13 protein-coding genes are annotated in these 11,384 nt (G+C 61.1%); 3 read left to right on the top strand and 10 right to left on the bottom strand.

Features of this window, described 5'->3' with window-relative positions; translation table 11 throughout:
- Positions 1 to 600 (top strand): YncE family protein (locus ACLP2E_RS07640; protein ID WP_442465568.1); only part of this gene is annotated, 600 nt, incomplete at its 5' end.
- Between the two features lie 167 nt (positions 601 to 767).
- Here the strand turns inward: ACLP2E_RS07640 and ACLP2E_RS07635 are convergent.
- The 3 genes from ACLP2E_RS07635 to ACLP2E_RS07625 all read right to left on the bottom strand — a co-directional run bounded on the left by ACLP2E_RS07635 (position 768) and on the right by ACLP2E_RS07625 (position 2,607).
- A complete protein-coding gene (locus ACLP2E_RS07635) occupies positions 768 to 1,301 on the bottom strand; it encodes a DUF3280 domain-containing protein (RefSeq protein ID WP_442460943.1) in 534 nt (177 codons plus the stop codon).
- Between the two features lie 43 nt (positions 1,302 to 1,344).
- Positions 1,345 to 1,854, bottom strand: coding sequence for a DUF2380 domain-containing protein (locus tag ACLP2E_RS07630; protein WP_442465567.1), 510 nt, complete (start codon positions 1,852 to 1,854; stop codon positions 1,345 to 1,347).
- Positions 1,855 to 2,052: 198 nt separating this feature from the next.
- Positions 2,053 to 2,607, bottom strand: a complete 555-nt coding sequence (locus ACLP2E_RS07625; RefSeq protein WP_442465566.1) for a hypothetical protein — start codon at positions 2,605 to 2,607, stop codon at positions 2,053 to 2,055.
- On the opposite strand from ACLP2E_RS07625, the gene ACLP2E_RS07620 reads away from it, so the two are divergent.
- Positions 2,587 to 3,567 (top strand): histidine kinase, encoded by a 981-nt coding sequence (locus ACLP2E_RS07620; RefSeq protein WP_442465565.1) that lies wholly within the window; start codon positions 2,587 to 2,589, stop codon positions 3,565 to 3,567. The two genes, ACLP2E_RS07625 and ACLP2E_RS07620, sit on opposite strands and share 21 nt — an antisense overlap.
- Positions 3,567 to 4,244: a response regulator gene (locus ACLP2E_RS07615; RefSeq protein WP_442460946.1), complete on the top strand. Its 678-nt coding sequence runs from the start codon at positions 3,567 to 3,569 to the stop codon at positions 4,242 to 4,244. Before ACLP2E_RS07620 ends, ACLP2E_RS07615 begins: the two co-directional genes overlap by 1 nt.
- Before the next feature lie 173 nt (positions 4,245 to 4,417).
- Here ACLP2E_RS07615 and ACLP2E_RS07610 read toward each other — a convergent pair whose 3' ends face one another.
- From ACLP2E_RS07610 to ACLP2E_RS07580, 7 genes are all read right to left on the bottom strand, one after another.
- A complete protein-coding gene (locus ACLP2E_RS07610) occupies positions 4,418 to 4,804 on the bottom strand; it encodes a hypothetical protein (protein WP_442460947.1) in 387 nt (128 codons plus the stop codon).
- Between the two features lie 389 nt (positions 4,805 to 5,193).
- Positions 5,194 to 6,450, bottom strand: coding sequence for a benzoate/H(+) symporter BenE family transporter (locus ACLP2E_RS07605; RefSeq protein ID WP_442465564.1), 1,257 nt, complete (start codon positions 6,448 to 6,450; stop codon positions 5,194 to 5,196).
- A 426-nt stretch (positions 6,451 to 6,876) separates the two neighbouring features.
- On the bottom strand, positions 6,877 to 7,827 hold the full coding sequence (locus tag ACLP2E_RS07600; protein ID WP_442465563.1) for a catechol 2,3-dioxygenase: 951 nt from the start codon (positions 7,825 to 7,827) through the stop codon (positions 6,877 to 6,879).
- Positions 7,828 to 7,872: 45 nt separating this feature from the next.
- Positions 7,873 to 8,670 carry a 1,6-dihydroxycyclohexa-2,4-diene-1-carboxylate dehydrogenase gene (locus ACLP2E_RS07595; RefSeq protein ID WP_442465562.1) on the bottom strand — a complete coding sequence of 266 codons (798 nt, stop codon included), beginning with the start codon at positions 8,668 to 8,670 and terminating at the stop codon, positions 7,873 to 7,875.
- Positions 8,667 to 9,680 carry a benzoate 1,2-dioxygenase electron transfer component BenC gene (gene benC / locus ACLP2E_RS07590; protein ID WP_442465561.1) on the bottom strand — a complete coding sequence of 338 codons (1,014 nt, stop codon included), beginning with the start codon at positions 9,678 to 9,680 and terminating at the stop codon, positions 8,667 to 8,669. The genes ACLP2E_RS07595 and benC overlap by 4 nt, the downstream gene beginning before the upstream one ends.
- A 135-nt stretch (positions 9,681 to 9,815) precedes the next feature.
- The gene (locus ACLP2E_RS07585) at positions 9,816 to 10,304 is read right to left on the bottom strand and encodes an aromatic-ring-hydroxylating dioxygenase subunit beta (RefSeq protein WP_442465560.1); all 489 of its coding nucleotides are present in this window, start codon (positions 10,302 to 10,304) and stop codon (positions 9,816 to 9,818) included.
- Positions 10,301 to 11,384, bottom strand: a 1,084-nt coding sequence (locus tag ACLP2E_RS07580; RefSeq protein ID WP_442465559.1) for an SRPBCC family protein, incomplete at its 5' end; no start/stop codon positions are given. The genes ACLP2E_RS07580 and ACLP2E_RS07585, both read right to left, overlap by 4 nt.

Raw genomic sequence — 11,384 nt, 5'->3', positions numbered from 1 at the left:
GTGTTCGACGCGGCGCGACTGCAGGAAATCGCCGCGATCGCGGTCGGCCAATCGCCCGCCGGCATGGCTGCCGACCCCGGCGGCAGGTTTTTGTATGTCGCCAATCGCGAGAGCGATTCCATCTCGGTGGTCGATCTGGCGACATTGAAAAGCGTTGCGGAAATTGCCGTCGGCAAGGCGCCTTTTGGCGTGACCTATGACCCGAATGGTCCGCGTCTGCTTGTCGCCAATGTGCAATCGGGCGATGTCTCCGTGATCGATCCGGCGACGCGGCGCGAGACGCGGCGGCTCAAGGTGCGCAGCTTTCCCTATGCGGTGGCGGTGACGCGCGACGGCGCAAGGATTTTCGTCACCAACCAGCACGACGATAGCGTTTCGGTTTTCGACGGCAAAAGCTATGCGGAACTGAAAGTGATCGCCGCCTGCGGCTATCCCGAAGGCGCGCTGGTCGCGCCCGATGGGCGCAGCGTTTATATCGCCTGCTGGATGGACGATGTGCTGGCGCGCATCGATGCGATTTCGCTGGACGTGGTCGACAAGATTGCCGTCGCCGCCAGCCCGCGCGCCTTCGGGCAGTTCATCGCGCCGGACGCCAGATAGACCGGAACCCACAAGGACTTCTGCACGAGACGGCGAGCTCCGGGGGAAAACACATGCGCGTATTTCGCCATCTAAACAGATCCTGAATGACGACGCATTCCATAGCGGCCAGCCCGCTGTCACGCGCCGCGCATCCGGATCGGATTGGGGGCGATGTCCTCGCTAGACTAGTTGAGCAGGCCGTTCTTGATCAGCGACGCCGCTCCCCGGCTCCAGGCATAGTCCGCACCCATCCGAAGATCGGTCGCCTTGTTGGCGACGACGGCGCCTGTGCGCGCATCGAGAATCTGAAACCGAACGGTGAATTCCGTCCTGCTTACCCGAGTCACGACGCCAACGAACGATTGATCGGCGCCGAGTCTTTGCGCAAGGGCGGCTTCGCAGCCATTGCATTGCCGCAGCCCGCGCTCCCTCACGCTGTCGCCCTGGGCGCCGGCGACATCGACAAGGCTGTAGCGTCCGGATTCCGCAAGCAGACGCCGCGCCTCGCTCGTGGCCTGATCCAGATGCTCAAGGTCGGCGGCGGCATTGCCTGCGATCCCGGCGCCGGCGCTAAAATCGTCAAGCTCGAAATTGAAGACCGCGATTTTGATCGGCGACGGATCGCCGCCTGCGGCGAAGGCCAGGGGCGCGCCGCCCCAAGCCAAGGCGGAGACGGCGACGGCAAGCAGCCGCCGGCGAAAGAACAATCCATTTTCCATTGCAGGCTCCATTTTGCGCGTGCGATTGAAGCGCCACCGGGTCTCACGAAGGCGGCCGGGCGGTCATTTCGTCGAAGATGAAGGCTTCCGCCCGGCGCCAGGCTTCGTCCGTGTCGCCGCGGAAAGTGAACAGCTTTTTGTCCAGAACGCGCCCGCTCGCGGCGTCGATCACCATGATTTCCGCCCATTGCACGAGAGTACTCATCTTGTGGACGCCGCCGACGAGCACGATATCCGCGCCGGCTGCGCGCGCCGAGCCGAGGAGACTGCCGTCCCCAAGGGATGCGGATTCGCATGGTTCGGAGCCACAGGTCGGCGTGACGATCCGGAAAGCGGCGCTCTTCGCGAGATCGCCTCTGAGGGCGTTCATGAAGCCGCCAAGTCGCGCCGCATGCTCCATGCGCTGGTCGCGCTCCTCGCCCGAAGTGTCGATATAGTCGAAATCAATCACCGCCACGGCGACGCCTTGCGCCTTGGCGCGGCTTTCCTCGGCCCTGCCGCAAGCCGGCGTCAGCCACAAGCATGAAGCCAGCACTGGAACAAGATGACGCATGTGCAAAATCCCCGTTGTTTCGTCGTCACATTGCGCGACAAAACGGGCGCCCGGAAAGCGAGTTCTTCCTGGCGATGGCCGGGCAAATTGCCCGATTCTCCGGCCAGTGCTTCCAAAGGGCGGCGTTTGCTTCTAAATTGCAGATTGCTCGCGCCATTGAATGCGCAGCTTTCGCAAAGGTCTTCGCCCATGTCCGCGTCAGGAGCCTTTCCAGGCGAAGCGGCGCCCGTTTCGCGTGAAGAGCCGTCGGCTCCGCGAAGTTTTTCCGCGTCCAGAGCCTTTTTTCCGTTCAGCCGGGACGGCAAAGGTTTTGGCCTCGATCTTAAATTTCGGCTTGGCCTGCGTATCGCCTTCCTGGCCGCGTTCTGTTTCATCGCCTCCGCTGCTTATGTGCCGTTCGAGACCAACCGCTCCGCACGGGCGCGAGCGGACTGGATCGCCGATTTGGTCGCCAGGGACATCGTGCTGCAATACGAGCAGCTTCACTGGCTCAAAGGCGCTGCCGCCCGGTTCCCCGATATGCAAAGAATTGCGCCAGCGGTCATGGCGCCTGGCCTTTGCATCGCATTTCGCGCGCGCAATGGCGAAATTCTTCAGCGACTGTGCAGTGGAACGGCGCCCGGCGACGGTGACGCGCCGCCGCTCTTCGCCAAACTCTACCAGCGCTTTTTCGATACGGGCCGCGAGTCCGTGCGTTCCGTGATTTTCCGCGATGAGATACAGGGCGAGGCCGTGGCGTTCATCGACCGCCAAAGCCTGATTGGACAAAGCTGGCGGGAGACGAGCCGCCTCGCCGCCGTCATGGCCGTCGTTCTCTCCGGACTATGCCTATTGGTTTACGCAACGCTCGCAAACGCCCTGCGCCCGACCCGGGCGGTCCACGCCGGTCTTGAACGCCTTGCCGCCGGCGACCTTTCGGCGCGTCTGCCGGACTTCGATCTTGCCGAGCTGTCTACGGTCGGCAAAGTGTTCAACCAGCTTGCCGGCGGGCTCGAAACGACGCTCGCGGAGCGCAACGCTCTGACTCGACAGCTGATTGCGGTTCAGGACGAAGAACGGCGGCATCTCGCACGCGAGCTTCACGACGAATTTGGACAGTGCCTTGCCGCGATCAGCGCTGTCGCGGCTTGCGCGGGCCAGACCGCGCAGCTGGAATGTCCTGCCCTGGCGCCCGAGTGCCAGAGCATCGCCCGGACCGCCGCCCATATGATGGACGTACTGCGCGGCGCGCTATTGAGGCTGCGTCCGCCGGACGTCGAAGAACTGGGCCTCGCCGCGAGCCTGAAAAGCCTTGTCGCCGGATGGAACGCGCGTTGCGGCGGCCGCACCCATTTTTCAATCGAGCTGGCCGGCGAATTCGACACGCTTGGCCGGGATTTCGCGATCAGCCTTTTCAGAATTGCGCAAGAGGCCATCACCAATGCCGCGAAACACGCGCAGGCGTCGCGGGTCGCCCTAAGCCTTCGCGTGCAAGAGTCCATCGAGGCGGACCAAACCGCGCATGTAGAGCTTGCCGTCGAAGACAACGGCAAGGCCGGGGCCGGTCTTGCCGCGACGTCCGGCTTGGGGCTGCTCGGCATGCGCGAGCGCATCGCCGCGCTCGGCGGCTGTTTGAGCATGGAAACCTCGCGCCTTGGCGGCCTTTTCCTTCGCGCTCAAATTCCCGTCCCGCCTGACGTGACGCGCCGGGGCGAAACACGAGACGCCGCGTGATGGACCCTTCCACCATCATGCTCGTCGACGACCATGTGATCGTGCGGGAAGGATTTCGTTCGCTGTTGCAAAAACAGCCACGCCTGAAAATCGTGGCCGAGGCGGCCGACGGCGCCGAGGCCTATCGTCTGTTCAAGGAGACGCGTCCGGATCTCGTCATCATGGATCTGACCATGCCGGGGTTCGGAGGCATTGAAGCGATCAAGCGGATTCGCCAATGGGATCCCGCCGCGCGAATTCTGGTCTTCACCATGCATCAGAACGCCGCCTATGCCGTGCAGGCGATCCGCGCCGGGGCCAAGGGCTATGTGACGAAAAGCAGTCCGCCGGATGCTCTGGTGCGGGCCGCATTCGATGTGCTGCTCGGCCGGATCGCGCTCAGCGCCGACATCGATCACGAGCTTGCACTGAGCCGTGTCACGGACACGCCGGCCGCCACGGATGTGCTGACTCCGCGGGAGTTCGAGATTTTGCGAATGCTGCTGGCGGAAAGGTCGACCGACGACATCGCTGACATTCTTCATGTCAGTCCCAAGACGGTGGCGAACACGCGTTACCTCATCAAAGCCAAGCTAGGCGTTGGCTCCGACATAGAATTGGTTCTTGTGGCGCAGCGGCAGGGAATTCTCGGCGAAGGCGGCGGCGCGGAACAAAATGCGAGCCGTCCCCGAGGTTGAATTTTCAATCAGGGAGCTCGGGAGCGCCATTGAGAATTCTGATCCGTTGCGCGAGGCGCCCGGCGCCGACTTGACGGGGCGCGGGGCAACGGCCGCCCATCTTCGCGACGAAGGCGGACGTATCGGCGCCGGATGGGGACGACGATTGGCAGGACGAGGATGCGGAATTCGTATCAGTCGTTGCGACTGTTGGTCGGTACGGTGGTTTCAGCGTGATTCTGGTGGGTGCGGTCGACCACGAGCAGACGGTCGCCCTCGCGCTTGATTTCCACCGTGGGGGCGTCTTCGCCGACAGCGCCGGGGACCGAAAGCACGGCCGCCTGGCCCGATTTCAGCGAGGAGACGATGCGGAAGACATGACCGCCGCTGTCGAGTGTGGTCACCACTTCAAATGCATCGCCCTTGGGCGTGTAATAGAGAGCGCCGCGCACGTCCTTGAGTTCTATGGACTTGCCGGCATAAGCGGCGACTTCTCCAGCGGTGGCGGCGCCGGCGAGAGTGAAGAGGCCAGCGGCCAGGGTGAGGGGCTTGAGGCCGAAGCCGGTCGTGAAGTGAGCCATGACAAATCTCCTAGCGCGGGCGAAAATACGAAAATGCCCTCTCCTGCACCGCGATTTGTCGGGATAGTCTTTTGATTTTTATCGACACGCTTGCCGCGTTTCCAAACATTGGTATGACGTATGAGGAGCGATTCGGCAAGCATTAATTGTGCACCGCAGCATTTCGCGGTTCACTGGGTCAGGGCCGGCTGGCCAGCAGCGCCACGCCAAATCCGATGAATATGCCGCCCGTCAGCCGGTCGAACGTCTTCCTCAATGAGGATTTCTGCTGACAAAGAAGACAGCGACGACAAAGATCCACCATGCGTCATCCGCGAGCCTCGCTATTTATCGTTATCAATTCCGGTCCTCAACGAACGGGGCCAACCTGGGCGAAGGCTGGCGCCTTCTCAACGTCCTTGACATGACATGACTTTTGACGATCGAAGGTCCTGGAAATCATGACGTTCAAGCAGCCACGAGGCTGCAAAGCCCGCGACCAGTCCCCAGAACGCCGCCCCAATGTTGAACAAGCCAATATCGGCGACCGTGACCAGAAAACTCACCAGTCCTCCCAACGAAAAACGATCCTTGAATGTCGCGGCGAACGCGGATTGCAGAATTCGCAGCATCGCCAATCCAGCGAGCGTCATGATCAACGCCTTGGGCGCATTGAGCATGAGACGCGTAAAGCCTGGAGCCATCAGCCCAAAAATGATGGAAAGCACACCCGTGGCAATCCCGGCCGTATAATGGCGTTCTCGCTCGCCGGATGAGGTCAGGATAGCGTTGGTCGGTCCGGCCAGGCAGGTCGATACGCTTCCGAACATCGCACTGAAGATCCCGCCTACGCCGCATGCGACCGTTACCGCGTCGACAGGGGCCTCGTGGCCGGCGGATCTCAATACGGCGAAACCCTGCCCGTTCTGAACAACGAGAACAGTGATGGCAAGAGGGATCACCAATTCCAGCATTGCCGCCCATGACCAAACCGGCATTTGCACGACGGGCCGCGCCAGTTCGACCGCGCCAATGGCGCCCATATCGATGCGACCAAGGACAAGAGCGACGACTGCTCCAATCGCCAGCGCCCCGATGATTGGCGGAAGATAATGTCCCAACGACTTCCAGGCGTTGAGAGCCAGCCAGGCGGCAACCATGGGCCCCGCAATAGCAAAATCCGTGTGTAGCGCACGCACCAGATCGAGTCCGAAACGCAAAAATACGCCGGCGACCATGCCCATCACAATTGGCATCGGGATCGCGCGCATGACCCGTCTCACCCAGTCCGTGGCGCCGAGCGCGATAGTCAGCGCGCCAGTGGCGTAAAATGCGCCGATCACTTCGGCAAAGCTCAAATGGGCCAACGCCGGCCCGACCAGCACCGTGCCCGGAATCGTCCAGAAGAACGCCAGCGGCTGCTTGTAAAGCCACGAGAAGAGGATTGTGATCAGGCCATTGACGAAAAACACCCCAAACACCCAGGACGCCAATTGCCCCTCGGTCAAGCCCCCGCGCGTCCCCACGGTCAGGATGATCGCGACCGGCGCCGTCGCCGCGAAAAGCCAGCCGATGAAGCCGTGGGCTATATAAGTCCAACCGAAATCCTGTTTCAGCTGGCGCAGGTTTGGCAAGGGCGCATGGGGCCGTTCCAAGTGCGAAAACATGAAGGCGTTTTCCATTTCAATCGAATGTTAATTTTCGGGATAGAGCCAGGCTGCGAATAGCCGGCCAAGCGCGGCACAAGCAGGAAGATGCCCAGCCAGGTCACGAAAGCCATTCTATGTTTCCGCGGCGGGTCGCGGGTTCGCGCAGCCGGCAAAGCGAACCATCCTTCAAGCCCGCTCAGCGTTCGCAGCGAATCCTCTCCGTCGCTCACCATCGCGATGCGGTCGAGCCAGCTTCGACGTTCCGGACTGCCAAGCCAAACACGAAGGTGGGGATCGGTATCGAACGCAAACAAGGTCTGGTGTCACAGTTCGCATCTGAATCCGCGCCGGAATTTTTCAGGCTGACCGGACGTTCCCCTCTGCTGCGCCTCCGCGCGGGCGGCTATTGCCGCCGCGCGCCACCGCTTCGTCAAAGGTCGAGTGTCAGGTAAGAACTGACAGGAACGCCTCGTTCAGCTTGCGATCATGATAGAAAATCGCGGCGCCAAGCTCGGATTCCGTCCATGTGACCGTGCGTTTGTCGGGATAGTGGGAATAGCCGCCCGCGAAAACTTCGTTGCGATTGCCGGACGGATCGAAGAAATAAATCGTCTCGCCGCGCGTGATGCCGTGACGGGTGGGGCCGATGTCGATCGATGTTTTCGTGCGAGAGAGAATGTCGGCGGCGCGTAAAACATGTTCCCAGCTTCCCAGCAGGAACGAAGCATGGTGGAACTTGTCCTTGACCGGTTGGCGGATGAAAGCAACGTCATGCGCCTTGTTCGAGCACGTCAGGAAGGCGCCGATGATGAAATCGCCGTCCGGACCCGCCATCACCTGCTCGGCCAGGCTAAATCCAAGGACCTCCTGGAACAACTTGAGCACGCCCTCCAGATCGTCGCCATAGAGCAGGCAATGATCGAAATGCGCAGGCGCAATGCCCTGCAGGCCATCCGGCCAGGGATCGGGGTTGACGTCGGGACCATCGGTGCCGCAGCCATTGCCGACATAATCCTTTTCGGCAAAAAGCTCCATCGAGTGGCCGGTCGGAATGGTGAAGCGGAACCGTTCGCCGGTGTTGGGATGTTCGCCCGCGGGAATCCATTCGAAACCAGCGCACAGGCCGGAATTTTCGATGTCCGCGGCGAGCTTTTTCAGGGTCGCCTGCGAATCCACTTTCCAGCCCATATAGTCCATTCCAGAACGGTCGGCCTCGCGCAGAACCACCGTATGATGGTCGAAATCATCCCAGGCCTTGAGAAATACGCGCTTGGTCTTTTCGTCGCGCGCCGTCTCGATCAGGCCAAGGACCTTGGTGTAGTGGTGCAGAGCGGTTTCCAGATTGAGAACTCGGAGCGCAACATGCCCCGGTCGTAGAACACCAGTAAGAGCCATTTTTTCCTCCTTTTGGGCTTGTAAATTTTGAATGCTGTATCGACCCTAGCCGAGATCGCCGCCGCCGACGGGCAGCACCGAACCGGTGATGTAGGAAGATTCATCGGAGGCGAAGAACAGGATCGGCGCGACCTGCTCGGCGATCGTGCCGTAGCGATGCATGAAGCTGCTGTTCGTGGTCTGGTCGACGATTCCCTGATACCAGGCATTTTCCTGCGCCGATTGTTTCGCGGCGTTGCGCGGGACCCTGCGCGGCGGCGCCTGCGTGCCGCCTGGCGCCGTCGCATTGACGCGGATGCCATTGCTGGCCTGCTCCATGGCCAGCGAAGCCGTCAATGCGTTCACGCCGCCTTTCGCCGCCGCATAGGGAACGCGATAGATGCTGCGCGTTGCGATGGACGATACATTGACGATCACCCCGGCCTTGCGCTCCACCATCGCCGGCAGCACGGCGCGGCAGGCCCAGAGCGTGGGAAACAGCGAACGCCGTATCTCCTTCTCGATCTCTTCCTCGGCGTAATGCTCGAAAGGCCTGGTCCAGATCGTGCCGCCGACATTATTGACCAGCACGTCGACGCGCTTGTGCAGCTTCACCGCCTCGGCGACCATGGCCTGGGCGCCGGAAAATGTTTCAAGATCGGTCTCGAAGGCGGAGGCCACGCCGCCGGCGGCGACAATCTCCGCCGCCGCCTCCCGCACCAGTGGCGAAAGGTCGACCATCACCACTTTGCCGCCTTCGGCGGCTATCGCGCCGGCGACGCCCTGGCCTATGCCCTGGGCGGCCCCGGTAACGATGACGACCTTGCCGGCAAAACGCGGGAGAAGACGCTTCGCCCCGCTCATTTCGCCGCCTCGTGGGTGGCGGAAAATTTCTCGAAATGAAAACTTCTCGGCGTCACGCCGAGGCCGGCGGTCCAGCGCCGCACGCCTTCCACCATCGGCGGCGGGCCGCAAACATAAATGTCGACGTCGCCGCCATTGAGATCTTCGACGCCGAGATGATTGGTGACATAGCCCGTGCGCTTGTGACCGCTCGTCGAATCGACGACCACGGTGAAATAGCGGAAGTTCGGCAACGCCGCCTTCAGCTCCTCCAGCGTGTCCAGTTCGACCAGATCGTCGTTGGCGTTGACGCCATAGGCGAGCAGGATCCGCTGATTGGTCGGGTTATCCTTCAGCCAGCGCAGCATCGAAAGGAAGGGCGCGAGGCCGGTGCCCCCCGCCAGCATCAGGACCGGCCGTTCCGGCTTTCGCAGGTAGAAACTGCCATAGGGTCCGACAAAGCTCATCTTGTCGCCCGGTTCAGCCTTGTCGCGCATAAAACCGCTCATCAGGCCGCCCGGCACGTCCCGGATCAGAAAGGACAATGTCGTCTGGTTCGGCGCGGAACTGAAGGAATAGGCGCGCAGCTCCTTGTGGCGGGGAACCTGGAGATTGACATATTGCCCCGGCAGAAAGGCCAGCGGGCGGTCGATGTTCAGCGAAAAGGTGACTGTCGTCGGCGAGCCGCGATCGATGCTGGACAACACGCCCTCATGCGACGTCGCTTCGATCTTGCAGGCCGCCGAATTGGTCGGGACTTTCAGCACACAATCGGATTTCGGGCGCATCCGGCAGGTCAGCACGAAGCCCTGAGCCGCCTCGTCCTCGGTCATCGCATCTTCGATATATTCGCTCAATTCATAATCGCCGCTTTCGCAATGACACTTGCAGGCGCCGCAGGCGCCGTCGCGGCAATCGAGCGGAATATTGATCTTGGCGCGAAAGGCCGCGTCGGAGACGAGTTCGTGCCCTTCGCAGGGAATGATCCGCGATACGCCGTCCTCGAATTGCAAAGCGATGTTGTATGACATGGAGCTACCCGTTGTTGACCTTCCCGACAGGGTTCGACGAATTCAAAGTTTTGGAAAATCACGGACTGCCTCCCGTTGGGAGTGACGGAAAGCAGTCCGTGAACCGGGGCGGCGTACAGCCCCTTTTCTCGACTTTCAGATGAAATAGATGTCGAGAACGTGGTGAACGTAATCGTTCTTTAAAACGACATACTTCTTCTTGATTTTAGGCTTTGGGCCGCTCGTGTCGATCACATAGGTCGCTGTTCCAAAATATACGTCGACAATATTGTAGCGGAAAGCGTGGGTTGTCCAAAAGAAGCAGACCTCGACCGAGTTTTCCTTGCGCGCCACGATCTCGAGATTGGTAATCGCGCGATTGTACCGTGTGTCCGGAATGGTGGCGCTGGAGCGGTCCGTCTCAATACGGAAAACGCGATCTTCCAGCCCGTACTTGTTCGGGTAATAGATCAGCGATACTTCCTGGGTCGGGTCGGCCGTCAGCTTGTCGTCGTCGTCCCACGCCGGCATGTGGAAATTCACATCGTCGGCATAGAAGTCGAGCCAGTCAGCCCAGCGCTTTTCACCTTGAGCGCGCGCCTCGGCATAGAGGAACGCGGCGATATCTTCGTAAGACAGGCTCATTTTCCGCTCCGATTTTCTTCTTTCTCGCTCTGCAGAGCATTGGTCATGACTTGCAGCCAATATTTGTGCTGCATGACATAGAGTCCCTCGTCCTCGGCTTTCACGCCGGAGAGTTCCGGTTCAAGGCCGATTTGTTTCGCGCCTTCGTCGGGGCCCTTGAGCCAGTGAGTCGAGCCGCGGGTCATGTCGCTCCAGCGCAAGGCGCGGGCGTTGAAGCCATGCTGGCAAGCGCGGAATTCTTCCAGATCGTCCGGCGTAGCCATGCCGGTTGCATTGAAGAAATCCTCGTATTGCCGCAGGCGCCGTTCGCGCGCTTCCGGCGCCTCACCCTTGGGGGCGATGCAATAGATCGTCGTCTCGCTCTTATCGACCGAGATCGGGCGGATCACGCGGATCTGCGACGAGAACTGGTCCATCAGGTAAACGTTTGGATAAAGGCAGAGATTACGCGACTTGCGCAGCATCCAGTCGGTCCGCGCCTCGCCGAATTTCTGGATCCAGGCGTCGCGCATGCCCCACAACGGCCGGTTTTCCGGATTGGCCCAGTTGGTCCACAGCACCATGTGGCCATTCTTGAATGAATAGCTGCCGCCGCCATCGCGCGCCCATCCGCCGGCGCTCATCGCCTTGATGCCGTCGGCCTCCGCGGTGCGATGGCCTTGCGTCGCGGCATAGTTCCAGTGCGTCGCCGTGACGTGATAGCCGTCGGCGCCATTTTCCGCCTGAAGCTTCCAGTTGGCGTCGAATGTATAGACGCCGACTCCGCGCACGACCTCGATGCCTTCGGGCGCCTGATCAACGATCATGTCGATGATCTTGGCGGCTTCTCCGAGATGCTCCTTGAGCGGCAGGACATCCGGGTTGAGACTGCCGAAAAGGAAGCCACGGTACGACTCGAAACGCGGCACCTTCTTGAGGTCGTAAGACCCGTCCTTGTTGAAATCCTCCGGATAGCCGGCGCCCTCCGGGTCTTTCACCTTCAGCAGCTTGCCTGAATTGTTGAAGGTCCAGCCGTGGAAGGGGCAGGTGAATGTGGACTTGTTGGCACGCTTGTACCGGCAGAGCATCGCGCCGCGATAG

It is taken from the genome of Rhodoblastus sp. (assembly GCF_052145335.1).
GTDB lineage: Bacteria > Pseudomonadota > Alphaproteobacteria > Rhizobiales > Beijerinckiaceae > Rhodoblastus.
Note: the sequence above shows the minus strand (reverse complement) of the source record. Positions and strands in the feature narration are given on the sequence as shown.

Excerpts from the sequence above, each read along its gene's own strand:
- ACLP2E_RS07635 (WP_442460943.1), bottom strand. The coding sequence starts at position 1,301 with ATGGAAAATGGATTGTTCTTTCGCCGGCGGCTGCTTGCCGTCGCCGTC.
- ACLP2E_RS07630 (WP_442465567.1), bottom strand. The coding sequence starts at position 1,854 with ATGCGTCATCTTGTTCCAGTGCTGGCTTCATGCTTGTGGCTGACGCCG.
- ACLP2E_RS07615 (WP_442460946.1), top strand. The coding sequence starts at position 3,567 with ATGGACCCTTCCACCATCATGCTCGTCGACGACCATGTGATCGTGCGG.
- ACLP2E_RS07610 (WP_442460947.1), bottom strand. The coding sequence starts at position 4,804 with ATGGCTCACTTCACGACCGGCTTCGGCCTCAAGCCCCTCACCCTGGCC.
- ACLP2E_RS07605 (WP_442465564.1), bottom strand. The coding sequence starts at position 6,450 with ATGTTTTCGCACTTGGAACGGCCCCATGCGCCCTTGCCAAACCTGCGC.
- ACLP2E_RS07600 (WP_442465563.1), bottom strand. The coding sequence starts at position 7,827 with ATGGCTCTTACTGGTGTTCTACGACCGGGGCATGTTGCGCTCCGAGTT.
- ACLP2E_RS07595 (WP_442465562.1), bottom strand. The coding sequence starts at position 8,670 with ATGAGCGGGGCGAAGCGTCTTCTCCCGCGTTTTGCCGGCAAGGTCGTC.
- benC (WP_442465561.1), bottom strand. The coding sequence starts at position 9,680 with ATGTCATACAACATCGCTTTGCAATTCGAGGACGGCGTATCGCGGATC.
- ACLP2E_RS07585 (WP_442465560.1), bottom strand. The coding sequence starts at position 10,304 with ATGAGCCTGTCTTACGAAGATATCGCCGCGTTCCTCTATGCCGAGGCG.